Genomic DNA, 25,627 nt, shown 5'->3' with positions numbered 1-25,627 from the left:
CACCGCTGTCTCTTCCCCTCTCCCCGGGCGGGGAGAGGGGAAGTACACCCCCTCGACGAACCCACCCCCACGGCTTACCTGTGATGCCGTGCCGCCCCGCATCCGCAAAATCCCGGCCGTGCCTGCCGCGCTGCTGCCCGACCGCTTCAAGGCGTGGTTCGCCGCTCGCGGCTGGTCGCCGCGCGCGCATCAATTGGCGCTGCTGGAGAGGGCGCGCGAGGACCAGTCCGCACTGCTGATCGCGCCGACCGGCGCCGGCAAGACGCTGGCGGGATTTCTGCCGACGCTGGTGGAGCTGAGCTCTGCGCCCAAAACTTCGACGAAATCGGTGATCTCCACCGGCCGCAGCCTGCAACGCAGCGGCGGCCTGCACACGCTCTACATCTCGCCGCTCAAGGCGCTCGCCGTCGATATCGCGCGCAACCTCGAGCGTCCCGTCGCCGAGATGGGGCTGCCGATCAAGATCGAGACCCGCACCGGCGACACGCCGACGTCGCGGCGGCAGCGGCAGCGGCGCTATCCGCCTGATATCCTGCTGACGACGCCGGAACAACTCGCGCTGCTGCTGTCCTCCGACGACGCGCCGTTCCTGTTCTCTTCGCTGAAGCGCATCGTGCTCGACGAACTGCATGCGCTAGTGACGTCCAAGCGCGGTGATTTGCTGTCGCTTGGGCTCGCGCGGTTGTGGCGATTGGCGCCGCAGATGCGCGGCATCGGCCTGTCGGCGACCGTGGCCGAGCCGGAATCACTGGCGCGCTTCCTGGTGCCGCAGCCCGGCGGCAAGGAAGCGGCGGCCGATATCGTCCTTGCCGGCGGTGCGGTGCCGCCGCTGGTCGAGATGATGGACACGCGCGAGCGCCTGCCCTGGGCCGGCCACAGCGCGCGCCATGCGCTTCCCGAGATCTACGAGCTGATCAAGGCCAACAAGACCACGCTTGTTTTCGTCAACACCCGCAGCCAGGCCGAGATGCTGTTCCAGAACCTCTGGAGCATGAACGACGACAACTTGGCCATCGCGCTGCATCACGGCTCGCTCGACGTCGCGCAACGGCGCAAGGTGGAGGACGCGATGTCGGCGGGCAAACTGCGCGGCGTGGTCTGCACCTCCTCGCTCGATCTCGGCGTCGACTGGGGCGACGTCGATCTCGTCGTCAATATCGGCGCGCCCAAGGGGGCCTCGCGCCTGATGCAGCGTATCGGCCGCGCCAACCACCGGCTCGACGAAGCCTCGCGCGCGGTGCTGGTGCCGGCGAACCGCTTCGAGGTGCTGGAGTGCCGCGTCGCGATCGACGCCATCGCGGAGAACGCGCAGGACACGCCGCCGCTGCGGATCGGTGCACTCGACGTGCTGGCGCAGCACGTGCTCGGCTGCGCCTGCGGCGAGCCGTTTTTCTCCAACGAGCTTTACGACGAGGTGCGCACCGCCGCGCCCTATGCGGATCTCACGCGGCAGGATTTCGACGACGTGGTCGATTTCGTCGCCTCCGGCGGCTACGCGCTGAAGACCTATGAGCGCTTCGCCCGCATCAAGCAGGACAAGGAGGGCCGCTGGCGCGTCGCCAATCCCAGGGTGCGGCAGAGCTACCGCATGAATGTCGGCACCATCGTCGAGGACGACATGCTGAAGGTGCGGCTGGTGCGATCGCGCGGGGGAGGCGCGGGGTCAACGGGCGTGATCGCGCGCGGCGGCAGGTTGCTCGGCGAGATCGAGGAGGCCTTCATCGAGGGCCTCAGCCCGGGCGACACTTTCGTGTTCTCGGGCGAGGTGGTGCGCTACGAGACTCTGGTCGAGGACCAGGTCTATGTCTCGCGCGCCAACGACAAGGACCCGAAAGTGCCGTCCTATATGGGCGGCAAGTTTCCGCTGTCGACCTATCTCGCCGAGCGGGTTCGCCGCTTGCTCGATGACGGGCGCGCGTGGGTCGCCTTGCCGGAGCAAGTGCGCGACTGGCTGTCGTTGCAAAAGGACGTCTCGCGCGTGCCTGAAGTGCGCGAGCTGCTGGTCGAGAGTTTTCCCCGCGCCAACAAGCATTACATCGTCTGCTATCCCTTCGAAGGCCGTCTCGCGCACCAGACGCTCGGCATGCTGTTGACGCGCCGGCTGGAGCGTGCCCGCGCCCGGCCGCTCGGCTTCGTCGCCAACGAATATGCGATCGCGGTCTGGGCGCTCGGCGACATGTCGTCCATGATCCGGGACGGCAGGATCGACCTCGACACGCTGTTCGACCCTGACATGCTCGGCGACGACCTCGAAGCCTGGCTTGCCGAATCCGCGCTGATGAAGCGCACGTTCCGCAATTGCGCGATCATCTCCGGCCTGATCGCGCGCCGGCACACCGGCGAGGAGAAGAGCCGCCGCCAGGTGCTGTTCTCGACCGATCTGGTCTACGATGTGCTGCGCAAGCACCAGGCCGACCACGTACTGTTGCGCGCCGCGCGCGCCGATGCCGCCACCGGCCTGCTCGATCTGCGCCGCCTCAGCGACATGCTCACCCGCATCCAGGGCCGCATCACGCATCGGGAACTCGACCGTGTCTCCCCGCTCGCGGTCCCCGTGATGCTGGAAATCGGCCGCGAGTCAGTTTATGGCGAAGCTGGAGACGAGCTCCTGGCCGAAGCCGCCGACGAGCTGGTCAAAGAGGCGATGGGATAGAGAATTTTCCAGTGAGGCGCGCTGATCCATCCACACCGTCATGCCCGGGCTTGACCCGGGCATCCACGTTTTTGTTGCTGCGGCAAGAACGTGGATGGCCGGGACAAGCCCGGCCATGACGGAGCAAGTGGCAATTTCGGTTACAACGACGCGCAGCGTTGACGTCCTAGGTATTCCGTTCCATGCCGATCTGTCCGGCGCCCTGTTCTGGGAAGAGCGGCGCCTGCTCGTCGTCTCCGACCTGCATCTGGAAAAAGGTTCCAGCTTCGCCATGCGCGGCGTGCTGCTGCCGCCTTACGACACCATCGCGACGCTCAGTCGTCTCGCTGCTGTCATCTCCCGCCATGATCCGCGAATCGTCATCGCGCTCGGCGACAGTTTTCACGATCGCACCGCGCATGGACGTCTGTCGGCGGAGGATCGCGACGCGGTCGCCGCCTTGCAGGCCGGCCGTGACTGGATCTGGATTTCCGGCAATCACGATCCGGCGCTGCCGCGCGATCTCGGCGGCACCGTCGCCGACGAAGTCGCGATCGGCCCGATCACCTTCCGCCACGAGCCGACCGGCGCGGGCGGCGAGATCGCCGGCCATCTCCATCCCAAGGCTCGCGTCTCCGCGCGCGGCCGCTCGATGGAGCGGCGCTGTTTCGCCTGTGACGGGATGCGCGCCGTGATGCCCGCCTTCGGCGCCTATGCCGGCGGCCTCAGCATCCGCGACGCGGCGTTTGCAAAGATCTTTCCGAAGAACGGTTTTGTCGCGCATTTGCTCGGCGACCGCCGCGTCCACGCGATTGCGGCGTCAAGGTGCAGCTAAGCCGCCTTCGCCTGCACGTCATCGCAGAACTCTGCTAGCCTCTCGGCGAGCCGCAGCGTCGCGGGACTTGCGCCCGGCGCAGCCATCAACGCGACTTCCGTCCGGTTGATCGGCGCAAAGCCGTCCTTTGCGGTCAGCACGCGATGGTCGGACTGGATCGCCATCTCCGACAGGATGCTCAAGCCCATGCCGGCGGCGACCGCAGCCTGGATGCCGGCGAGGCTCGATGAGGTATAGGACATGTGCCAGATGCGGCCCGCGCTTTCCAGCGCGTGGATGGCGCCGGCGCGGTAGAGGCAGCCGAGCGGAAAGCCGATCAGCGGCACCGAGGCGACGTCCGCGTGGATCGGATGGCTCTTGCTGGTGACCCAGTGCACCTGCTCCGGCCACACCGCAATGGCGCCCTTCTCGCCGGCCGCGCGCTTGAACAGTGCGAGGTCGAGCTCGCCGCGATCGAGGTCCCGGGCGAGATGCTTGCTCTGATCGGCGCGCACATCGAGCCGCAGGCCCGGATGCGAGCGCGAGAACGTCCCCAGCAGCTTTGCCAGTTGATACGCCGCAAAATCCTCGGGAATGCCGAGCCGGATTGCGCCTTCGCCGTCGGGCTGGCGCAGCACGTCGCGCGCCTCTTCCGCAAGCGACAACAACCGCCGCGCATAGGACAGCAGTCGCTCGCCGGCTTCGGTCGGGCGCAAATCCTTGCCGTCCCGATGCAGCAGCACCTGGCCGACATCCTCCTCCAGCCGCTTGATCTGCTGGCTGACGGTCGATTGGGTGCGATGGACGCGCTCGCCGGCGCGAGTGAAGCCGCCGGCATCGACCACCGAGACGAAGCTGCGCAGGAGCTCCAGATCGAGCATGGGCGCCTCCATTCGAAAATCCACTGATTAGAAGTTAATCATTTAATTTCCAAATGACAAGCTGGCCCCCTAGATCGAGGGCTCAGGAGATTGTCATGTCGCTCACCCCCTCGCTTGCCGTTCCCCGCAGCCGCTTCAACACGCTTCCGCTCGCGATCGGGCTGTTCTGCCTGCTCTGGAGCTACGCCTTCGTCGCCGGCAAGATCGGCGTCACCCATTGCCCGCCGCTGATCCTGCTCGCCGCGCGGTTCTCGCTCGCCGGCATCCTGATCCTCGCTGCCACGCTGGTCCGCGGCGACGACTGGTCGCTGTCCTGGCGCGATGCCGCGATCTTCGCCGTGCTCGGCGTCGCCAACAACGCGCTCTATCTCGGGCTCGGCTACACCGGGCTGCAATCGGTCTCCGCCGGCCTCGGCGGCCTGATCGTGTCGGTCAATCCGGTGTTCACGGCGGGCTTCGCCGCGCTGCTGCTGGGCGAAGGCATGACCTGGCGCAAGGCGAGCGGCCTGCTGCTCGGCATCATCGGCGTGACCTTGATCGTCTGGCACCGGTTGTCGGTCGGCACCGACTCGCTGCACGGCATCGTGTTCACGCTGGCCTCGCTCGCCTCCCTCGTCGCCGGCACCGTTTTGTTCAAGCTGCTCGCGCCAAAGGGCTCGTTGTGGATCGGCAACGGCGTGCAGAATCTTGCCGCCGGCATCGTGCTGACGCCGGTGGCGCTGACCTTCGCCGATGTTCATGCCATCGACTTCACGCCGGGCCTGATCGGCGCCTTCGCCTTCCTCGTGCTCGGCGGCTCGATCCTGGCGTACTGGCTCTGGTTTCATCTCCTGAAAGTGTGTGGCGCGACGGCTGCCAGTGCCTATCATTTCCTGATGCCGCCGCTCGGCATGCTGTTCGCCTTCATCGTGCTTGGCGAGCACGTCGAGGCGCGCGATCTGCTCGGAATCATCCCGGTCGCACTTGGCATCTACCTGGTGACGCGGCCCGCCAAATCCGTCTCGTAAGAGGAGTCCATCATGCCCATTTCCATCACCCTGATCGGCGGTCCCACCGCGCTGATCGAGATCGATGGCTTCCGCCTGCTCACTGACCCGACCTTCGATGACGCGCACACCGCCTATCAACTGCCGCACGTGAAGCTGGAGAAGACGATCGGCCCTGCGCTCAAGGCCGATGCGATCGGCCCGATCGATGCCGTGCTGCTCAGCCACGACCAGCATTCGGACAATCTCGACAATTCCGGCCGCGACTATCTGCTTAAAGCGCCGCGCGCGTTGACGACCGAGGCCGGCGCTAAGCGTCTCGGCGGCCATGTCGAAGGCCTCGCGCCGTGGGGCACGGCGCATCTGAAAGATCGTGACGGCAACTCACTGACGATTACCGCGACCCCGGCGCGTCACGGCCCGGCCGGCATCGAGCCGCTGTCAGGCGATGTCATCGGCTTCGTGGTGTCGTCGAGCCGGACCGACACCACATCGGTCTATATCAGCGGCGACACCACCTGGTTCGACGGCGTCGCCGAGGTCGCACGCCGCTTCAAATGCGGCGTGGTGATGCCTTTCGCCGGCGCCGCACAAACGCGCGGGCCGTTCCATCTCACCATGGACACCAACGACACCATCGAGACCGCACGCGCCTTCCCCGATGCGATGATCGTGCCGGTTCATACGGAGGGTTGGGCGCATTTCCGCCAGAACAGCGAGGATCTGCGCAAGACGTTTGATGTGCTGGGTTTTGGGACAAGGTTGCGATTGCTGGAGCCAGGGGTGCCGACGGTGGTGCAGGCGCCGTAGTTTTCCAGCGTCGTGGCGTTCCAGCGTCGTGCCTTTTCTAACGTCGTCCTGGCGAAAGCCAGGACCCATTACCCCAGGGAGCAGTTTGACGCCTAGTGGTAACTCCGAATCCTCGTAATCACGACTGCCTGTGGTAATGGGTCCTGGCTTTCGCCAGGACGACTCGGGGAGGGCGCCTGCGCTCGCAATGACGAAGGTCAATCCTTCCGAAACACGATCGACGCCATCCAGCCCGTCATCAGCGCCATCGCCGCGGTGACGAGGCCGTAGATCAGGCCATTCTGCCGCGCGGTGGTGGCGACGAACTGCTCGAAGCCAACCTTGACGATTTCGAACGCGGTCTCGGTCTTGCCGATGAACGCGCCGTCGGCAAACAGCTTGATCTCGACCTCATAGGTGCCGATCGGCACCTCCGCCGGCAGCGGAATGCCGGTGCGGAACAGCGTCGGTGTCAGGAACGTCACCGCGCTCGGATCCTCGCGGTAGAGACCGCGCTGGGTTCGCAGGCGGATGAAGGCGGAGCGGAACGCGTCGTTCGGTACCACGTCGGCATAGTCGCCGCTGACGCGCTGGGTCAGCAGCACGTTGTTGAGCCCGATCTGCTGGCGCCGCGCGATCTCGGGCGAGGTGATCGCCTCGAACGAGCGGTTGGCGAACAGCGCGAGATAGCTCGGCACCTCCAGGAACTGGCGGTAGTCGGTGTTGATCCAGATCCCGAAGGTGCGCTCCTTGCGCCGCGTCACCATGTCTGCGCGCGGGCCCATCACGGTGACGACGAGATCGTAGCTCTTGCGGTCGGCGGGCGTGGAGGCGTCCTTCTCGACCGAGCCGAACAGCACGAGCTCCTCGCCGGAATAGTTCGGCGTCACCGTGACGCGATGGTTGGAGACCGACACGATCAGCCGCTCGGCGCGTGCGGCGGAGCCGAGCAGCACAACGATCAGGACCGCGAGAGCTGCGCGCATCATCCGTTCACCCCCAGCTCGCGGATGGTGAAGAGATCCTCTGGCCGGATCACCAGCTCGATGGCGAAGCGAACACCGACCGAGAGGATCAGCAGGCCCAGCAGCAGCCGCAGCTGCTCGCCGCGGATCTTCTGGCCCGCGCGGGCGCCGAATTGGGCGCCGGTGACGCCGCCGACCATCAGGATCAGCGCCAGCACGGCGTCGACCAGGTGATTGGTCACGGCATGGAGCAAGGTCGCAAACAGCATCGTGACCAGCGTCAGGACCATCGAGGTGCCGATCACCGTCGAGGTCGGCACCCGCAGCAGGTAGATCATGATCGGCACCAGGATGAAGCCGCCGCCGATGCCCATGATGGCGCCGATGAAGCCGATCAGGATGCCGACGATCACCACCGGAATGACCGAGAGGTAGATCTTGGAGCGCTTGAACCGCATCTTCAGCGGCAGGCCATGGATCCAGTTATGCGTGCGTCGTGGCGGCAGCGCGCCGCGCCGGGTCCGCATCAGGGCGCGCAGGCCTTCGGAGAACATCAGGCTGCCGACGGTGGTGAGCAGCACGACGTAGGACAGTGCGATCATCAGATCGAGCTGGCCGAGCGCGCGCAGCTGCGTGAAGGTCCAGACGCCCAGCGCCGTCCCGGTGACGCCGCCGCACAACAGCACGCTCGCCAGCGCGGGGTCGATGGCGCGGCGCCGCCAATAGGCAAGCGCGCCGGAAAACGACGAGGCCGCGATGTGGCTCGCGACCGAGGCGACCGCGACCGCCGGCGTGATGCCGATGAAGATCAAAAGCGGCGTCATCAGGAAGCCGCCGCCGATCCCGAACATGCCGGAGACGAAGCCGACCGCTGCGCCCATCGCCAGCACGAGGAAGACGTTGACCGGAAGATCGGCGATCGGGAGATAGAGCTGCATCGAGAGACCACGCTTCCCGCGAGACGGATCGATTGCGCGGAATGCTCGCAGGAGGGCAGAACGATTGCCGCGCCCCTCAATAACGGAATTCGGCGGCAGGCGGGACCAGGAATTTCGGGCGTGGTGAATGGGTGAGGAGGGTGATCGAGGTGCCGTGGCTCCTCCCATGTCGTCCTGGCGAAAGCCAGGACCCATTATCCCGGCTGGTCGTTATCGCGGCAGGCTGTGGCCACAGCGTCCTTCAACCACGGCTGCTTGTGGCAATGGGTCCTGGCTTTCGCCAGGACGACCAGTCGAGATTTTTCGTCAGAGACGATTGAGCGACCGCTCTCAGCGCACCGCCGAGGCCGCGCGCTTGGCGGCAACCGGCTTCGGCGCAGGCTTCGCGTTGGCCTGCGGGGCGCTGTCCCAGCCGCCGTTCGGGGCCGCAACATTGACGGCGTCGTCGGGCTGCGGCTCGGCGCTGAAGGTCTGGATCGCGAGCTTGGCGGCCGCGAGCGACTGCGGGTCGAGCCGCTTGGCGACGTCATCGCGCTTGGTTGCTGCGTCCGCGTCGCCCTGGGCGGCGGCGAGGGTGAACCATTTGTAGGACTCGGCGAGGTTCTGCTCCACCCCGATGCCGCGGGCATAGAGGATGCCGAGGTTGAACTGGCTGTCGGCGACGCCGCGATCGGCGGCCTTCCGGAACCACAGTGCCGCGCTCTTGTAATTGGCGCCGCGTCCGCCGCCGTCGGCATCGAGCACCGCGAGATTGTGCATCGCCTTGGCGTTGCCGCGCTCGGCGGCTTGCGTGTAGTAGCGGCGGGCGATGTCGGCGTCCTTCTTCACGCCGAGACCCTTTTCGTAGAGCGTCCCGAGGCGGAAGGTCGCGGGCACCACGCCGGCCTGCGCCGCACGGTCGTACCATTTGGCGGCTTCGTCGTAATTCGCGGCCACGCCCTTGCCCTCGGCAAAGCGCACGCCGATCTCGTAGGCCGCGGTCGCATCGCCCTTGATCGCGGCGGTGCGCAAGGCGGGGCCACCGATGCCGTCAGGCAGCTTTTCGCCCGGCGGCACCTGGATCATCGCGAGTTTCGCGCGGCTCGTGCCCGACAGCGCGCCGGTGATGTCGTTGGAGGCCGCAGGCGGGGTTGGCGCCGCGGTTTGCGGGATTTCGACCGAAGCGGTGCCGCTCGGGCTCGTCACGGACCCCGGCGCGGCATTGTTCTGCGACTGCTTTCCGATCGGCGTCGGCGAGGTCATCGAGGGCGTGACCTGCTCTGGCGCGGCGGGCTTGCTCTCAACGGGCGGCGGGGCTCGCGGCGCGGGCTCGCTCGACGTATTCTCCATCGCCTGCGGCGACGACGACGGGCTGCTGCCATCGAGCAGGTTCATCGCCATCTTGAAGGTGCCGAGCACGATCACGACCACGCTCGCGCCGACCAGCAGCGAGCGGATTTTCGAGGTGATGGTCGAGCCACCTTCCTGGCCCTTGTCCTTGGCGCGGGCGATTGCGGCCTTGGCGCCACGGGCCGGCTTTTCGGGCGGCTGCGCGGCCGCGGCCTGGGCTGCGCGGCGCGCGGCGGCGATGAAGCTCGACGACGATACCGGCTCCTTCGGCGCGGCCGGGATTTCGCTGATTGCGCTTTCGGACGCGGCAATGCGCTCCGACGGCGTGGCGATGCGTGCACCCGGCCGGGTGCCGGGCTCGAGCGGGTGATCCGGCGGCAGTTCGGGCGCAAGCGCGGCGCGCGGGGGCGCCGTATGCGGCTCCAGGATTTCGCTGATCGCGCGTGGCGGAAGCGGCGGTGCCATCGGCATCGGCATCGGCGGCGGCGCTGCCGGCGCGGCATGGAATTCGCGCGGCGCGGCGGCGAAGGCGGCGTGCGCCGCCTGCGCGGCGGCCGGATTGGGCAGCTCGGGCTTCGGATCGTATTTCGGGTGCTGCTGTTGCTGCGGCCGCGGCTCGTGCGCCATCGCGGGCGCCATGGGAGCGGCCATGGGCATGGGCATCGGCTGCGGCGCAGGGGCGGGCGGCGCGGTACGCACATTGCGAAGGTCGCCCTCGATCATCGAGAGGCGATCGACGACGTGGCCAAGTGCGTTGTGGACGGCCTCCAGCGAATCCTGGGTGGTCCGGTTGGTCTCGGCCTGGCTGAAGCGGATGTCGGAGAGCTCGCGCTTGACGAGATCGACCATGCCGGACTCGGCAGGTGGCGCGGAGTTGCGGCTCTCGGCCAGCGCCGAATAGGTCGCCTGCTGCCGCTCCAGGTGGCGCAGGATGTCGTGCAGCCCGTCCTCGACGCGGCTGAAATTGCCGTTGCGTGGATCGGAAGCGGCCTCGAGCCGCTCCAGCAGATACGAGACCCGCTGTTCAAGATGAGCAAAGGTCGAAGCCGAGTCGTTGCCGACCTGCATGCGATCGAAACGGTCGGACAGGGCGCGGATCGCGCTTTCGAGATGCTCGCTGCTCTCGGATGGTTGAGGGCGCTCGCGCGTTTCCAGAGCGGCGGTGAGCGCCGCGATGCGCTGCTCCAGCACCGCAAAACTGTCGCCTTGGCCGGAGGCACGGGTGACCTGGTCGACCTTGGACGACAGCAGCTGCACGTCGTCGGAGAGCCGTGCCAGCGCTTCGTTGGAAGCGACGTTGGAGACGATGCCGCGCAGCGCCGAGATCGCGCCTTCGAGCTGGCGCACCGTCGAGGGATCGTCATTGGCGCGCAGGATCAGATCGAGCTTGGCGCCGAGATTGCGGATCGCCTCGTCATAGCCGGTGAGCTGCTCGGCCGGCGTCAGCGTGCGGAGCACCTGCTTGATCTCGGACAGCGCGTGCTCGATGCCGGACAGGACCTGACCGTCGGTCCCGTTGGAGCGGGTTTCGTCGATGCGCCGATGCAGCGAGCGGATCTCGTTCTCGATCGATTCGATCGCGCGGCGCGGCATCGCCTCGGTGATGGCGTTGCGGATCTCCGCAAGCTCGCTGCGGAAACTGTTGATCGCCTGCTCGGTATTGTCAGGGCGCTGCAGCGACTCGATCTGGCTCGTGATCTTGAGCAGGTGGCGCTCGAGCGCAGAGAAATCCGGCCCCGGCTGCGGTGGCGGCGGAGCGTAGGCAGGCGGCGCGGGGGGCGCGTAAGGAGCTGCCGCAGGCGCGATCGGCGGCGCAGCGCGCGGCGGCATCTGCCTGGGCGTAAAGCCGTCCAGCTCGCTCTGCCGTGCCGTGATCTCGGCGACCGCGACGTCGAATGAAGCCGGGCTCAGGGGCGGTGAGCTGCGATAGACCTGCGCTGCCGCGCGCTCGACCGCATCGGCCTGGCGCTGGCGCGTTTCAGCGGGGGCCTGTCGCGGTGCCGGAGCCTGTTGCGGCTTTGAGATTTGCGACAGCCTTGCATCGAGCCGTGAGATCGCGTCGTTGAGCTGGCGCGCAACGCCTTGCTCGCGCGAGACGTCCGGTCGCGAAGTGTCTTGTCGCGAAGGATCTTGGCGCGAAGAATCTTGCCGCGGCGCCGGCTTTGAAATTCGTTCGATCTGCTGGGTGATGGCGTCGAGCCGCTGGTGGATGTCGGCGACTTCGCGGCTTTCCTGGCTCGGCACGTGACTTGGTACGTGACTCGGGACTTGGCTCGGAACGTGCTGGGCTTGCGGACGCTGGTCGTAAAGTCCGCGAAAGTTCGGCGGAGCGGTCTCGCCGAGCGTGGAGTTGAGCCAATCGTTGAGTGACATGCCGGCGCGACGCGCAGCAGCTTCGGCCCGCTCCCGGACGGATGGATCGATGCCGTCAACACTCCACGATACGCGCGAATTCATGACTCTGTCCGGTTCCGACTCCGGCGCCCCACCCGGCGCCTCCAGTCTCCCCTCGCGTGCCGGTTGAAAGACAATCGGATTTGGCGCGGGTCGTCTGCCTCGAAAACCGACTTTTGTCTGTTACGGTAAATAACGGGTTAAGGAACCCGTTGACGGTGTCTTAAAGTTGGGCGGGGGCGCTGTGCTCCCCAGCCCGTCGGATGCGATCGGAATCTCGCATTGCCAGGAACTCTCCGGGTGCTAGCAGCTCGGAACTTCAGCGACCAAAGGATGGCTCAGAATGGCTGGTCTGACCGAAGAAGAAGTTCGCAAACGCGCTTATGAGATCTGGAGGGTGCCGGCGAGCCCAGCGGGAAAATGGACACCTTCTTTCTGGTACGAGGCCGAAAGCAACTTCTGGCCGAACGCTCGGAGCAAGGCGAGGTGCCGCCCGGAATGACTGACAATTTGCCGAGCTAGGTGCTGTACCCAAACCGTCAATGGCATTGGACTTAGATCCCGATCGGCGTCCAAGGACACGCGGCAGGAGTTTGTGGCACTCTTGTCGGTTCTCGCATCGGGCCTTAATTCCTGCCCAGACGACACCGGCGAAGGAGATCAGTCCATGCAGCGGAAAAGTTGGGCCTCGTACGAGTGCCCCATGGCCCGCTCCGTTGACGTCATCGGCGACTGGGGCAGTTTGATGATCCTGCGCCAGGCCTTCGGGGGCACGACCCGATTCGACGATTTCCAGAAGGAGCTGGAGATGTCGCGGAATCTACTGACCGCCCGCCTGAAGAAACTCGTCGCCTCTGGCATTCTCGAACGCCGGCCCATCACCGAGGAAGCGCGGCGGCACGAGTACGTTCTGACCGAGATGGGCGAGGATCTCTTTGCGACCATCATCGCACTTCGCCAATGGGGCGACCGATGGCTATTCCGGCCCGATCCGCCCCCCATTCGAATGCTTGACGGCATCGACGGCAGCGAACTGGAGCCGATAAAGGTCCGCTCCTCCCTTGGGCGCGAGATCACGCTTGCCGATATTCGCTTGCGCCGGCGCGCCGCGGGCAAGCCGAAGGCTCGGGCCGGCAACCTCTAGAGCTTTATCGGTTCTAGAGTCTCGTTTGACGCGTTTTCTTCACGCAAACCGGCCTCCATTTCGCTCGAAAACGCTCTGGTTCACGCCGGCGCCGCGACGAGGGCTTGCCAACGATCATTCATGTCAGTAAAAGTTCAATAATGAGACTAACAGGTCAGGCGACCTAGCGCGAGGAGTATGAAATGCGGGCAGCGTACATCAACGGCTACGGCGACAATTCGGTGGTCACCTACGGGGAGGTCAGCGACCCCGTTGCGGGCGCCGACGAGGCAATGATCGAGGTTCGGGCCGCCGGTGCGAATCCCGTCGAGGTCGCCATGCGCCAGGGTCTGTTCCATGCCGCCTTTCCATTCACCTTTCCGCAGGTGATGGGCTACGACGTCGCGGGCGTTGTTGTCTCCGCGCCCTCGGGCGCGGCGTTCAAGGCAGGTGACGAGGTTTACGCCCGCCTGCCTAACCGGCGTCCCGGCGCCTATGCCGAGCGCGCAGCCGTTCCACTGAATCTCCTGGCCCACAAGCCGCGCACCCTTTCGTTCGAGGAGGCGGCGAGCCTGCCGACCGTCGCCTTGACCACCTGGCAGGCATTTGTGGAGCGCGCCCGGCTCAAGGCCGGCGAAAGCATCTTGATCCAGGCAGGGGCGGGTGGCGTCGGCGCCTTCGCCATCCAGCTCGCCAAGCACCTCGGGGCCTACGTCGTTGCGACGGGCGGACCGAACAGCCAGACGTTCATGGCCGGGCTCGGAGCGGACCGCACGATCGACTACACAACCGAAAGCTTCGAGGCTGCCGGCCCGTTCGATGTGGTCTATGACGGTGTGTGCGGTCCACTGACCGAGCGTGGCATCGACACCCTGCGCGAAGGCGGCCGCTATGTCGGTCTCGTGCGCACCGCCGACGCCCAGAGCTATCGCGAAATCGGCTTCCCGCCTCCCGTGGCCGAGCAAGCTTCGGCGGCCGTTCGACCGTTCATCGCGCGCGCCGCTGCCCGAAAGGCGGAGTTCCACGGCCCTCTCACCCGGCCGGACGGCGCTCAACTGGCGGAGATCGCGGCCCTGATCGACACCGGCGCCATCCGCGCTTCCGTGAGCGCGGCCTATGGCTTCGACCAGCTCGCCGCCGCCTACGAGCTTCTGGCCGGCCGACATACGCGCGGGAAGCTCGTCATCGTCCCCTGAGGCAAGGCTCCTTCAACAAGTCCGCGGAACGGAGGCAACCATGAGCGACATCCCCGCTAGGATCAGCATCGACAAGTCCACGCCGGGGTATTGGCGCGTGACCTTCAACAACCCGCCGATCAACGCGATCGACGATCGCACCTACGACGAGTTCTACGACCTGGTGGAGGAGATCGAAGCGGACGATGCGTTGAAGGTCGTGACCTTCGAGAGCGCCAACCCGGACTTCTTCATCGCTCACTACAGCACAGCCGAGCCCCACAGCCGGTTCGGCGCGCCACGCTGGATCGAACCGGCCACCAAGCTGGCTCAGAGTAACGTCCTCAGCATTGCAGTGATCCGCGGCCGGGCGCGCGGCGGTGGAAGCGAGTTTACCCTGGCCTGCGACATTCGCTTCGCCAGCAGGGAAAAGGCGATCTTCGGCCAGCCAGAGGTCGGATGCGGCCTCATCCCAGGCGGCGGGGCGCTTCAACGCCTGCCGATCCTGGTGGGCCGCTCTCGCGCCATGGAGATCATCCTCGGCAGCGACGATTTCGATGCGGAAACCGCCGAACGATACGGCTGGATCAACCGCGCCATCCCCGAGGCCCAGCTTGATGAGTTCGTCGCGAATTTCGTGCGGCGCATCCTGTCGTTCGACAAGCAGGCGCTGAGCACCTGTAAAGCGACGATCAACCAGCACGGGCTGCCGGACCCCGCTCAGCTGCAGGCGACGCAGGACACCTTCTTCACGACGTTCGGCTGGCCAGGCGCAGCAGAGCGCATGGCGAAGCTGCGCGCGCGAGGCATTGGATCCGCCGGCGACTTTGAGCTGAACCTCGGCCGCGAAGTCGGGAATCTTTAGCCGACAGCGGTCTCAGCCCTTGCCTTCCCGCTTGCCTTCCTCCAGCGGCACCACGGTGCCGTTTGCGCTCATCGCCGACAGCGCCTCGAGCGCCTCTTCGCAGAAATCGGCGACCATCTGCTCATGCCGGGCTCCGAGCTGAAGCAGCAGCAGGTTACCGAGGTCGAGCACGCCGGACGCGGCCCCTTCCGGAAAGCGCTTCTTCAGGATGCGCTCGTAGTTCTCGTGGCGATCGCGGTGGTGCTCGAGCCGGGCCATCAGGTCGGTGCGCATCGGCTCGAGGCCGATGCTGTCCAGCGCATGCAGCCGCACCAGGAGGTCGTCCTTGATGGAGGGAGGCGTGCTTGGCCGCGCGGCCCAGTGCCGCAGCGCTGTTCGGCCCTCCGGAGTCAGCGTATAGATCAGTTTATTGGGCTTGCCGGTTTGTACAACCTCGCGGCCCTGGATGTAGCCGCGATCGCGCAGCTTGGAGAGCTCGCGGTAGATCTGCTGGTGGTCGGCCTTCCAGAAGAAGCCGATCGAGGAATCGAATGTCTTGGCGAGCTCGTAGCCCGTCATCGGACGTTCCGTCAGGCATGCGAGGATTGCGTCGCCCAAAGCCATGACCCGGTCCTCCTGTTCTCGACCTTAACCAATTGGCTTGACTTTATGCGCATCGGCGCATATGCGTCAATGTGCATATGAGGCGACCCAACAACGAGGGCAAAAATCGCCCCGAAAACCCCAATGGAATCAACCTTCGCGCTACTGTGCATGGGGTTGTTTTCGCGTTTTTTTGCCGAAGCCTTAGTTGCTTTGCCTTTAGGGAGGCACCCGAATGACCGGCCTCGAGTCCTGGTACGGCTACATGAAGTCGCATGACCGGGCAGCGCTCTGGGACCTGCTCCATCCCGACGCAATCTTCGAAAGCCCCGTCGTGCACGCGCCGCAGCGCGGACGCGACATCACCTTCAAATATCTGGCCAGCGCCGAGAAGGTGCTCGGCGGTCCCGGCTTCGCCTATGTCGGCGAATGGAAGAGTGAGAGCGGCGCCGTGCTCGAATTCAAGACCATGATCGACGGCATCGAGATCAACGGCGTCGATATCATCAGCTTCGACGGCGACGGACGCATCACGCATTTCAAGGTGATGGTGCGGCCGCTCAAGGCGATCAACATGCTGCATCGCCTGATGGCGGAGCAGTTGGCCGCCGCCCAATCCTAAGCCAGCATCATCACTTCAAGGCCTGCCGGGAGACCACCATGCCGATCTACAAAGCCCCCGTCGAAGACGTGAACTTCCTGCTCAACGACGTCTTCCAGATCGACCGTTACGATAATCTGGCCGGCTTCTCCGATGCGTCGAGCGACGTGCGCGAAGCCATTCTCGGCGAAGCTGCCAAGCTCGCCGAAGAGGTGCTGCAGCCGCTCAACCGCGTGGGCGATCTCGAGGGCTGCAAGCGCGCCGATGACGGCAGCGTCACCACGCCCAAGGGATTCAAGGAGGCGTTCAAGCAGGTCGCCGAGGGCGGCTGGCTGGGCCTGTCGGCGCCGACCGAGTATGGCGGCCAAGGTCTGCCGGTGACGCTCTCCCAGGCCGTCAACGAATTCCAGATCTCCGCCAACATGGCGTTCTCGATGTATGGCGGCCTCACCATGGGCGCGACCGCGGCGCTGATCGTCCACGGCACGCCGGAGCAGAAGCAGACCTACGTGCCGAAGATGGTGGCGGGCGAGTGGACCGGCACCATGAACCTGACCGAGCCGCATTGCGGCACCGACCTCGGCATGCTCCGCACCAAGGCGGTGCGGCAGGCCGACGGCAGCTTCAAGATCACGGGCACCAAGATCTTCATTTCGGCCGGCGAACACGACCTCGCGCCCAACATCATCCACCTCGTGCTTGCCCGCGTCGAAGGCGCGCCCGCAGGCATCAAGGGCGTGTCGCTGTTCGTGGTGCCGAAATTCCTGGTCAATGCCGATGGGTCGGTGGGGCAGCGCAACGGCGTGGTCTGCGGCTCGATCGAGCACAAGATGGGCATCCACGGCAATTCCACCTGCGTGATGAACTACGACAACGCCATCGGCTGGCTGATCGGCGAAGAGAACAAGGGCATGCAGGGCATGTTCGTGATGATGAACGAGGCCCGCCTCGGCGTCGCCGTGCAGGGGCTCGCGCAGTCGGAAGTGGCCTATCAGAACGCGGTCGCCTATGCCCGGGATCGCATCCAGGGCCGCTCGCTCACCGGTGCTAAGGCGCCGGACAAGCCGGCCGATCCGATCATCGTGCATCCCGACGTGCGCCGCACGCTGCTGTCGATCCGCGCCTTCAACGAGGCCGCGCGCGCCTTCGTGATGTGGACCGCGCTGAAGAGCGACGTCGCCCATCGCTCCGACGATCCCAAGGATCGCCAGGCCGCCGACGATCACATGGGCCTGATGACGCCCGTGCTGAAAGGCTTCCTTACTGACTATGGCTTCGCCAACGCCGTGCAGGCGCAGCAGATGTATGGCGGCCACGGCTACATCGCCGAGCAGGGCATGGAGCAGTTCGTGCGCGATGCCCGCATCGCCATGATCTACGAAGGTGCCAACGGCATCCAGGCGCTCGACCTCGTCGGCCGCAAGCTGCCGCGCGACGGCGGCCGCGCCATCATGGCGTTCTTCGGCGAGGTCATGGCCTTCGCCAAGGAGAACGGCGGCGACGAGGCGATGAAGCCCTACGTTACTCCGCTGTCGGCTTCCCTCGGCCACCTCCAGCAGGCCACGACGTGGCTGATGCAGAACGCGATGGCCAAGCCCGACAATGCCGGTGCCGCCGCGACCGATTACCTGAATCTCTTCGGTTTCGTCGCGCTCGGCTACATGTGGGCGAAGATGGCGAAGGTGACGCAAGCCAAGATTGCCGAGAGCGGGACGACCCCCTATCTCTCGACCAAGCTCGTCACCGGCCGCTTCTTCATGGAGCGGATGCTGCCGGAGACCGCCGCCAATCTCGCGCGCATCCAGGCCGGCTGCGCCACCATCATGGAACTGCCGGCGGAAGCGTTCTGAAGGCGCTTTCGCTGCGACCCGATCAAACCAAATCACGACCAGAAGATCATCACATCAGGAGGGCGTCATGCCTGAGGCATTCATCTACGACCACGTCCGCACCCCGCGCGGCCGCGGCAAGGCGGACGGCGCGCTGCACGAAGTCACCGCGCTCGCGCTCGCGACCGTGCCGCTCAAGGCGCTCAAGGACCGCAACAACCTGCCGGAAGATTCCGTCGATGACGTCATTCTCGGCGTGGTCGATCCCGTCGGCGAAGCCGGCTCCGACATTGCGCGCTTTGCCGCGCTGAAGGCGGGCCTCGGCGAAGCGGTGCCGGGCGTGCAGATCAGCCGCTTTTGCGCCTCCGGCCTCGATGCCGTGAATTTTGCCGCAGCCCAGGTGATGAGCGGCCAGCACGAGCTCGTGATCGGCGGCGGTGCCGAGTCGATGAGCCGCGTCGGCATCGGCGCCTCCGGCGGCGCCTGGCCGATGGACCCGTCGATGGCCGTGCCGGCCTATTTTATGCCGCAGGGTGTCTCGGCCGATCTGATCGCGACCAAATACGGCTTCTCGCGTGACGATGTCGACGCCTATGCGGTGCAAAGCCAGCAGCGTGCGGCGAAGTCCTGGGAAGAAGGCCGCTTCGACAAGTCGGTCGTGCCGGTGAAGGACATCAACGGCCTCACCATCCTCGCCAAGGACGAGCATATGCGTCCTTCGACGACGATGCAGTCGCTGGCTCAGTTGCAGCCGGCGTTCACGATGATGGCACAGATGGGCGGCTTCGACGGCGTCGCGGTGCAGTCGCATCCGGAAATCGAACGCGTCAATTACGTGCACCACGCCGGCAATTCGTCGGGCATCGTCGATGGTGCCGGCGCGGTTCTGCTCGGCAGCAAGGAAGCCGGCGGCAAATACGGCCTGAAGCCGCGCGCAAGGATCCGAGCCTTCGCCAATATCGGCTCTGAGCCCGCGATGATGCTGACCGGCCCGGTCGACGTCACCGAAAAGCTGTTCGCGCGCTCCGGCATGAAGAAGTCGGACATCGACTTGTTCGAGCTCAACGAGGCCTTCGCCTCCGTTGTGCTGCGCTACATCCAGGCGTTCGACATCGACAACGCCAAGATCAACGTCAATGGCGGTGCGATCGCGCTCGGCCATCCGCTGGGCGCAACCGGCGCGATGATCCTCGGCACCGTGCTCGACGAGCTCGAGCGCACCAACAAGGCGACCGCACTGGTGACGCTGTGCATCGGCGGCGGCATGGGCACCGCCACAATCATCGAACGCGTCTAAGGATAGCTGCCGTAGGGTGGGCAAAGCGAAGCGTGCCCACCACTGCTGTCTTCGCGAATGATGGTGGGCACGGCGCAAGAGCGCCTTTGCCCACCCTACGAGATCACCGTCAACCGCCGCGCCTGAGATCGGCTGCGGCACCGAGGAGCAACCAGCATGGCTTACAAGAATTTCAAGGTTGAGACCGATTCCGACGGCATCGCGCTCGTCACCTGGGACATTCCAGGCCGTTCGATGAACGTGCTCGACGAGACCTCGACCAACGAGCTCGACGCGATCGTCAAGGCGACCACGGCGGATGCTGCAGTGAAGGGCGTCGTCATCACCTCCGCCAAGGAAGCGTTCTGCGCGGGTGCCGATCTGTCCATGCTCGAAGGCATGAACCAGGCTTACGCAAAGGTCTTCAAGGAGCAGGGCGAGACGGCCGCGAACCAGATGCTGTTCGAGCAGAGCCGGCGCTTCTCGCAGGTGCTGCGCTCGATCGAAACTTCCGGCAAGCCGTGGGCGGCGGCGATCAACGGCCTCGCGCTCGGCGGCGGTTTCGAGATCACGCTGTGCTGCCACTATCGCGTGGCGGCGGAGAATCCCAAGACACGTCTCGGGCTGCCCGAGGTCAAGGTCGGCCTGTTCCCGGGCGCCGGCGGCACGCAGCGCGTGCCGCGCCTGGTGCCGCCGCAGGACGCGATGACGATCCTGCTCAAGGGCGATCCGGTCACGGTCGAGAAAGCCAAGGCGCTGAATCTGATTCACGCCGTCGTTCCCGCCGCCGATCTCGTCAAGGCGGCAAAGGACTGGATCAAGGGCGGCGGCAAGGCCGTTGCGCCCTGGGACGAGAAGGGCTTCAAGCTGCCGGGCGGCCCGGTGTTCTCCAAGGCCGGCATGATGATGTTCCCGGCCGGCAACGCGATCTATCGTCGCGAGACCTACGACAATTATCCGGCCGCGCGCGCGATCATGAGCTGTGTCTATGAGGGCCTGCAGCTGCCGATCGACGCCGCATTGCGCGTGGAATCGCGCTACTTCACCTCGGTGCTGCGCTCGAAGGAAGCGGCCGCGATGATCCGCAGCCTGTTCCTGTCGATGCAGGAGCTGAACAAGGGGGCGCGCCGTCCGAAGGATGTGCCGCCGACCAAGGTGAAGAAGATCGCCGTGATCGGCGCCGGCTTCATGGGCGCGAGCGTCGGCTATGTCTCGGCCCGTGCCGGTCTCGACGTCGTCCTGATCGATCGCGACCAGGAGAGCGCCGACAAGGGCAAGGCGCATGCGCAAAAGGTGATCGAGGAGCAGATCAAGAAGGGCCGCGCCAAGCCCGGCGACGCAGAAGCCCTGCTCGCGCGCATCACGCCGACCGCGGATTATTCCGCATTGAAGGACGTCGATCTCGTCATCGAAGCCGTGTTCGAGGACCGCAAGGTCAAGGCTGATACCTTTGCCAAGGCGCAGGAGCATATGAAGCCGGACGTGATCTTCGCGTCCAACACCTCGACGCTTCCGATCACCTCGCTGGCGGAATCCTTCAAGGACCAGGGCAGGTTCGTCGGCATCCACTTCTTCTCGCCGGTCGAGAAGATGATGCTGGTCGAGATCATCCAGGGCAAGAACACCGGTGATCTCGCGATCGCGACCGCGCTCGACTACGTCCGGCAGATCGGCAAGACGCCGATCGTCGTCAACGACAGCCGCGGCTTCTTCGCCAATCGCTGCGTCGGCCGCTACGTCGCCGAAGGCAACGAGATGTTCCTCGAAGGCGTGCCGCCCGCGATGATCGAGAACTGCGCCAAGATGGCCGGCATGCCGGTCGGTCCGCTCTCGCTGTCGGACGAGGTCGCGCTCGACCTCGGGCTCAAGATCATGAAGGCGACGGAAGCCGACCTCGGCCCGAACGCCATCAATCCCGATCAGAAGAAGCTGATGGTGGAAATGGTCGAGAAGCAGGGCCGTCTGGGCCGCAAGAACAGCAAGGGCTTCTACGACTACCCCGAGAAGGGCAAGGGTCAGAAGAGCCTGTGGCCGGGCCTCTCCGCGCTGCAGCCCAAGCAGCTCGATCCTGATACGCTCGACGTCGAGGAGCTGAAGCAGCGCTTCCTGGTGGTGCAGGCGGTGGAAGCTGCGCGCACCGTGGAGGACCACGTCATCACCGATCCGCGCGAGGCGGATGTCGGCTCGATCCTCGGCTTCGGCTTCGCGCCGTTCACCGGTGGCACGCTGTCCTACATCGACTTTATGGGTCCCAAGAAGTTCGTCGAGCTTTGCCACAAGCTGGAAGCGAAATACGGCTCGCGCTTCACCCCGCCGAAATTGCTCGAAGAGATGGCGGCGAAGGGCGAAACCTTCTACGGCCGCTTCGCTCCGAAGAAGGCGGCGGCGTGATTCTCTGAACCGTAGCCGGGATGAAAAATACGAAAGGCCGGATCTCGATCCGGCCTTTCGCATCTGCGCCTCAGGCGGCCTGAATCAGCCCTTCCTTCTTCATCGCTTCCTGCACCTGCGGCCGCGCCGCGACGCGGGTCTTGTAGGCGGCAAGGTTGGGCATCGCCGAGAGGTCGAACTTCATCCGGTCGCCCCAGGTCAGCATCGTGAAGAGATAACCGTCGGCGACCGTGAACTGCTTGCCCATGAGGTAGTCGCGGCCGGCGAGCTGGCTGTCGATGTATTTCAGCTTGCCCATGACGCGGTCCTTGAAGAAGGCCTTGGCCTCGTCGTTCAGCGTCGGCGCGAACATCGGGCCGAAGCTCTTGTGGACCTCCGAGGTGAGGAAGTTCAGCCATTCGAGCAGCTTGTAGCGCTCGGCGCTGCCGTGGGCCGGCGCCAGCGCCTTGGCTGAGCCCTGATCGGCGATCATCTGGACAATCACCGGGCCTTCGGTCACGATCTCTCCGCTATCGAGGCCCAGCGCAGGGACCTGGCCCTTGGGGTTCAGCTTCAGATAATCCTCACCGTTTTCGAGCTTCTTGGCCCGGATATCGACCTTGACCAGTTCATAGGGCAGGCCGGCTTCCAGGAGCGCGATATGGGGGGATAGCGAGCAGGCACCGGGCGAATAGTACAATTTCATGGAATTTCCTCCTCTTGTTGCTTGGCTCAGGCGAAAGAACGACTACATGCATCTGCTTGAAATAGTCAAGATTGATGCAGGTGCATCGAATAGGGTAAGAGACGGGCGACGAGCTTGAGCGGGACCATGAAACGCAAACCATCGACCGAGGCAACTTCCGCCTGGATCCGCTTGATGCGGGTGCAGAGCCGCGTGCTCAATTGTGTCGAGCAGGACCTGAAGAAGGCCGGCTTCCCGCCGCTGGCATGGTATGACGCGCTGCTCGAACTGTCACGGGCGCCTTCGGGCGAGCTCCGGCCGGTCGAACTCGAACGGCAGATGCTGATCCCGCAATATTCGACATCGCGGCTGATCGACCGCCTGGTCGACGAAGGCCTCGCCTCGCGGCGTGAATGCAAGATCGACAAGCGTGGCCAGTTCGTGGAGATCACGGAAGCCGGCCGCGAATTGCAGAAGCGGATGTGGGGCGCCTATTCGGCCGCGATCGAGAAATATGTCGGCTCAAAGCTGTCCGATGCAGATGCCGTGAAGCTCAGCGGTCTGCTCGACCGTCTGGGCTGCTCGTGCGGCGAGATGAAACTGCCGCCCATCGTCCACGCCAACGAAACCACGCCGTCGCGATGAGCGCGCGGCACACCAGCTCGTCCGTGCAGCCGGTGGCTGCGCGGACCATCCCTGTCACCCACGCGCGTTCGATCGAAGCGCTTTTGATTAGAGTCTGATATGGCGCGAGACCAGATCGATATGACGCCGTTGCAATCGCGTGACGAACTCGTCAAGTGGTTCGAGGAAGGCTGCAAGGACCCGTCCGAATTCCGCATGGGCACCGAGCATGAGAAGACGCCGTTCACGCTCGAAGGCCACCGCCCGGTGCCCTACGAAGGCCCGCGCGGTATCGGCGCGCTGCTCGAAGGCATGAAACTCCTGCTCGGCTGGGAGCCGATCATGGAGAAGGGCAACATCATCGGCCTCTACGACGTCACCGGCGGCGGCGCGATCTCGCTGGAGCCCGGCGGGCAGTTCGAGCTTTCGGGCGCCCCGGTCGAGAACGTGCACCAGACCCAGAGTGAGCTGATGGCGCATCTGGCGCAGGTGCGCGAGATCGCAACGCCGCTCGGCATCGGCTTTCTCGGGCTCGGCATGACGCCGTCCTGGTCGCGCGCCGACATCCCGGTGATGCCCAAGGGCCGCTACAAGATCATGACCAATTACATGCCGAAGGTTGGCCAGTACGGCCTCGACATGATGTACCGGACCTGCACGGTCCAGACCAATCTCGACTTCTCCTCCGAAGCCGACATGGTCAAGAAGCTGCGTGTCTCGCTCGCGCTGCAGCCGGTCGCAACCGCCTTGTTCGCCAATTCGCCGTTTACCGAGGGGAAGCCGAATGGATTCCTCTCCTTCCGGTCCGAGATCTGGCGCGACACCGACAACGCGCGCGCCGGCATGATGCCTTGGGCTTTCGAGGATGGCATGGGCTTCGAGCGCTATGTCGACTACGCGCTCGACGTGCCCATGTATTTCGTCAAGCGTGACGAGGACTACATCGACGTCTCTGGCTCCTCGTTCCGCGCCTTCTTCGATGGCCGCAACAACAATCTGCCTGGGGAACGTCCGACGTTGTCGGACTGGGCCAACCATCTTTCGACGATTTTCCCGGAGGTGCGGCTCAAGCGCTATCTCGAGATGCGCGGCTCCGATGGTGGCCCGTGGGGCCGTCTGCCGGCGCTATCGGCGTTCTGGGCCGGTCTGCTTTACGACGATGTGTCGCTGGATGCCGCCTGGGATTTGGTGAAGCACTGGAGCGCGCATGAGCGTCAGGCCCTGCGCGACGACGTGCCGCGCTTCGGCTTCAAGTCGCGAATCAAGGACCGCTATCTGTTCGAGATCGCCAAGGAGTGCCTCGTTCTGGCACATGCCGGCTTGCGCCGGCGCGGCCGGATCGACCAGCTCGGCCGCGACGAGACCAGGCATCTGGAGCCGCTCGATCGCATCATCGATTCCGGCCGCACGCCGGCTGAGGAGATGCTCGACAAATTCAACGGTCCCTGGAACGGCTCGGTGGAACCGGCCTACGCGGAATACGCGTTCTAAACCCAAGGCCAGCGATCGGGAGCCGAGCCGTTCATCGCCCGTACAGGTTTGCGGCGATCAAATGGCCGGCTGAAAAACCCGAGCGTCGTCAATAACTCGAAAGCTGTTCCGATGGGGAAGGGCCGCCTGGCCGCAATGGCAAGCGTCGTGGCCTGCGCCGCGCTGCTTTCGCTCGCGTTTGCGAGCTGGCCTGCGCGCGCCCAGACGGCGTTCGACCGGCCCGGCGGAGACTATTTCAGCACCCCGGTCACGTCGGGCGATCCGGAGGATTGCGCGCTGCTGTGCGAGCGCGACCGCCGTTGCCGCTCGTGGAGCTTCAGCTATCCCGACGTCGAAGGCGGCTCGGCGGTGTGCTGGCTGAAGAACACGGTGCCTGCGCGTGTGCCGGGAAGCTGCTGCATCTCCGGTGTGCGCGGCGCCGGCGTGATTGAGCCGCGTGTCGAAGGCGTGGAGACCTCGATCGACCGCCCCGGCGGCGATCTGCGCAATTTCGAGATGAAGGACGGCGAAGGCGAAGAAGCCTGCAAGGCCGCCTGCACCGCCGACAACAAATGCCGCGCTTTCACCTATGCCCGCCCGGGCTACACCGGACGCGAAGCGCGCTGCTTCCTGAAAAAGGAAATCAAGCCGCCGCGGCGGAAGGCGGGCTTCACGTCGGGCGTGGTGAGATAGCTCGGATCATCCCGGCGCGATCACCGTGATCTCGGGCCATAGTGTCTTCCAGCGTGCCGCCTTCGCCGCGTAACTGGCGGCGGAAAAGTTCGGCGCCCGATTGGGGCGCACGATCAGCTTCGCGACGTCGTCGAACCCGTGCGGTGCGTAGACGTTGAAATCCCCACCGGCAGGGCGAATGCCCACCTGCGTATTCTCCGTGAGGAAGCGGTCGATACCGTCGGTTGCGCGCATCAAGGGCGGATAGGGCAGACCGTGCTTGCCGGGATACCAAAGGTGCACGCGCGCCTGGTTGCGGATTTCGACCTTGGGGCCGAGATGCGCGAGCTGTGCGTGCAGCTTGCGGATCACCGCGTCTTCCGCCTCCCATGAGGTGTCGGAATCGAAATAGAACACGTCGTAATCGGCGATGCCGTGATCGATCGGGCGGCCCGTGAGCGCGTTCCACACCGTCTGCACCAGGCAGCCCGCGACGAGCCACGCATCCGGCAGCGCGAGGCGATCGATTTCATCGAGGATCGCTGCGTTGAACGGATTTCGCAGGGCGAGAGCCAGAAATTCGTCGCGGATCATCACTGTCGCGCTCCCTCTCCCGCGTGCAGGAGA

At 65.3% G+C, this 25,627-nt stretch carries 21 protein-coding genes; 14 read left to right on the top strand and 7 right to left on the bottom strand.

Annotated elements, in window-relative coordinates; genetic code table 11:
* Positions 1–88 precede the first annotated feature (88 nt).
* Both AC0L3J_RS30825 and pdeM read left to right on the top strand, forming a co-directional pair.
* Positions 89–2,653, top strand: a complete 2,565-nt coding sequence (locus AC0L3J_RS30825) for a ligase-associated DNA damage response DEXH box helicase (RefSeq protein WP_473349519.1) — start codon at positions 89–91, stop codon at positions 2,651–2,653.
* A 115-nt stretch (positions 2,654–2,768) separates the two neighbouring features.
* Positions 2,769–3,467, top strand: a complete 699-nt coding sequence (gene pdeM / locus AC0L3J_RS30820) for a ligase-associated DNA damage response endonuclease PdeM (RefSeq protein WP_473349518.1) — start codon at positions 2,769–2,771, stop codon at positions 3,465–3,467.
* Here pdeM and AC0L3J_RS30815 read toward each other — a convergent pair.
* A complete protein-coding gene (locus tag AC0L3J_RS30815) occupies positions 3,464–4,327 on the bottom strand; it encodes a LysR family transcriptional regulator (protein ID WP_473349517.1) in 864 nt (287 codons plus the stop codon). The two genes, pdeM and AC0L3J_RS30815, sit on opposite strands and share 4 nt — an antisense overlap.
* 95 nt (positions 4,328–4,422) lie before the next feature.
* Here AC0L3J_RS30815 and AC0L3J_RS30810 point away from each other — a divergent pair, with 95 nt between their 5' ends.
* Both AC0L3J_RS30810 and AC0L3J_RS30805 read left to right on the top strand, forming a co-directional pair.
* Positions 4,423–5,334, top strand: coding sequence for a DMT family transporter (locus AC0L3J_RS30810; protein ID WP_473349516.1), 912 nt, complete (start codon positions 4,423–4,425; stop codon positions 5,332–5,334).
* A 12-nt stretch (positions 5,335–5,346) separates the two neighbouring features.
* Positions 5,347–6,123, top strand: coding sequence for an MBL fold metallo-hydrolase (locus tag AC0L3J_RS30805; protein WP_473349515.1), 777 nt, complete (start codon positions 5,347–5,349; stop codon positions 6,121–6,123).
* Between the two features lie 197 nt (positions 6,124–6,320).
* Here the strand turns inward: AC0L3J_RS30805 and AC0L3J_RS30800 are convergent, their stop codons facing one another.
* The 3 genes from AC0L3J_RS30800 to AC0L3J_RS30790 form a co-directional block, all read right to left on the bottom strand.
* Entirely contained in the window at positions 6,321–7,091 is a 771-nt protein-coding gene (locus tag AC0L3J_RS30800; protein WP_473349514.1) for a TIGR02186 family protein, read from the bottom strand.
* The gene (locus AC0L3J_RS30795) at positions 7,088–8,005 is read right to left on the bottom strand and encodes a sulfite exporter TauE/SafE family protein (protein WP_456766486.1); all 918 of its coding nucleotides are present in this window, start codon (positions 8,003–8,005) and stop codon (positions 7,088–7,090) included. Before AC0L3J_RS30795 ends, AC0L3J_RS30800 begins: the two co-directional genes overlap by 4 nt.
* 330 nt (positions 8,006–8,335) lie before the next feature.
* The gene (locus AC0L3J_RS30790) at positions 8,336–11,791 is read right to left on the bottom strand and encodes a tetratricopeptide repeat protein (RefSeq protein ID WP_473349513.1); all 3,456 of its coding nucleotides are present in this window, start codon (positions 11,789–11,791) and stop codon (positions 8,336–8,338) included.
* Between the two features lie 640 nt (positions 11,792–12,431).
* Here AC0L3J_RS30790 and AC0L3J_RS30785 point away from each other — a divergent pair.
* The 3 genes from AC0L3J_RS30785 to AC0L3J_RS30775 all read left to right on the top strand — a co-directional run bounded on the left by AC0L3J_RS30785 (position 12,432) and on the right by AC0L3J_RS30775 (position 14,891).
* Complete coding sequence (locus AC0L3J_RS30785) at positions 12,432–12,872, top strand: winged helix-turn-helix transcriptional regulator (RefSeq protein ID WP_456766484.1); 441 nt, start codon at positions 12,432–12,434, stop codon at positions 12,870–12,872.
* Between the two features lie 182 nt (positions 12,873–13,054).
* Positions 13,055–14,047 carry an NADP-dependent oxidoreductase gene (locus AC0L3J_RS30780; RefSeq protein WP_473349512.1) on the top strand — a complete coding sequence of 331 codons (993 nt, stop codon included), beginning with the start codon at positions 13,055–13,057 and terminating at the stop codon, positions 14,045–14,047.
* 40 nt (positions 14,048–14,087) lie between these two features.
* A complete protein-coding gene (locus tag AC0L3J_RS30775) occupies positions 14,088–14,891 on the top strand; it encodes an enoyl-CoA hydratase/isomerase family protein (protein ID WP_456766482.1) in 804 nt (267 codons plus the stop codon).
* Positions 14,892–14,903: 12 nt separating this feature from the next.
* Here AC0L3J_RS30775 and AC0L3J_RS30770 read toward each other — a convergent pair whose 3' ends face one another.
* Positions 14,904–15,494, bottom strand: a complete 591-nt coding sequence (locus AC0L3J_RS30770) for a PadR family transcriptional regulator (RefSeq protein WP_456766481.1) — start codon at positions 15,492–15,494, stop codon at positions 14,904–14,906.
* 214 nt (positions 15,495–15,708) lie between these two features.
* Here AC0L3J_RS30770 and AC0L3J_RS30765 point away from each other — a divergent pair, with 214 nt between their 5' ends.
* The 4 genes from AC0L3J_RS30765 to AC0L3J_RS30750 all read left to right on the top strand — a co-directional run bounded on the left by AC0L3J_RS30765 (position 15,709) and on the right by AC0L3J_RS30750 (position 21,570).
* The gene (locus tag AC0L3J_RS30765) at positions 15,709–16,095 is read left to right on the top strand and encodes a nuclear transport factor 2-like protein (RefSeq protein WP_473349511.1); all 387 of its coding nucleotides are present in this window, start codon (positions 15,709–15,711) and stop codon (positions 16,093–16,095) included.
* 38 nt (positions 16,096–16,133) lie between these two features.
* Entirely contained in the window at positions 16,134–17,924 is a 1,791-nt protein-coding gene (locus tag AC0L3J_RS30760) for an acyl-CoA dehydrogenase C-terminal domain-containing protein (protein ID WP_473349510.1), read from the top strand.
* A 67-nt stretch (positions 17,925–17,991) separates the two neighbouring features.
* Positions 17,992–19,200 carry an acetyl-CoA C-acetyltransferase gene (locus tag AC0L3J_RS30755; RefSeq protein ID WP_018460017.1) on the top strand — a complete coding sequence of 403 codons (1,209 nt, stop codon included), beginning with the start codon at positions 17,992–17,994 and terminating at the stop codon, positions 19,198–19,200.
* 156 nt (positions 19,201–19,356) lie between these two features.
* On the top strand, positions 19,357–21,570 hold the full coding sequence (locus AC0L3J_RS30750; RefSeq protein WP_473349509.1) for an FAD-dependent oxidoreductase: 2,214 nt from the start codon (positions 19,357–19,359) through the stop codon (positions 21,568–21,570).
* Between the two features lie 70 nt (positions 21,571–21,640).
* Here the strand turns inward: AC0L3J_RS30750 and gstA are convergent, their stop codons facing one another.
* On the bottom strand, positions 21,641–22,255 hold the full coding sequence (gene gstA, locus AC0L3J_RS30745) for a glutathione transferase GstA (protein WP_473349508.1): 615 nt from the start codon (positions 22,253–22,255) through the stop codon (positions 21,641–21,643).
* Between the two features lie 126 nt (positions 22,256–22,381).
* On the opposite strand from gstA, the gene AC0L3J_RS30740 reads away from it, so the two are divergent.
* The 3 genes from AC0L3J_RS30740 (at position 22,382) to AC0L3J_RS30730 (ending at position 25,021) form a co-directional block, all read left to right on the top strand.
* Positions 22,382–22,879: a MarR family winged helix-turn-helix transcriptional regulator gene (locus tag AC0L3J_RS30740; protein WP_027515263.1), complete on the top strand. Its 498-nt coding sequence runs from the start codon at positions 22,382–22,384 to the stop codon at positions 22,877–22,879.
* A gap of 99 nt (positions 22,880–22,978) precedes the next feature.
* The gene (locus tag AC0L3J_RS30735) at positions 22,979–24,349 is read left to right on the top strand and encodes a glutamate--cysteine ligase (protein WP_456766477.1); all 1,371 of its coding nucleotides are present in this window, start codon (positions 22,979–22,981) and stop codon (positions 24,347–24,349) included.
* A gap of 111 nt (positions 24,350–24,460) precedes the next feature.
* Positions 24,461–25,021: a PAN domain-containing protein gene (locus AC0L3J_RS30730; RefSeq protein WP_473283165.1), complete on the top strand. Its 561-nt coding sequence runs from the start codon at positions 24,461–24,463 to the stop codon at positions 25,019–25,021.
* A gap of 6 nt (positions 25,022–25,027) precedes the next feature.
* Here the strand turns inward: AC0L3J_RS30730 and AC0L3J_RS30725 are convergent, their stop codons facing one another.
* Entirely contained in the window at positions 25,028–25,594 is a 567-nt protein-coding gene (locus AC0L3J_RS30725) for a nucleotidyltransferase family protein (RefSeq protein WP_473349570.1), read from the bottom strand.
* Positions 25,595–25,627: the final 33 nt, after the last annotated feature.

It is taken from the genome of Bradyrhizobium sp. Kon37 (assembly GCF_055807535.1).
The sequence above is the reverse complement of the archived record's forward strand: the minus strand, read 5'-3'. Positions and strand labels throughout refer to the sequence as shown.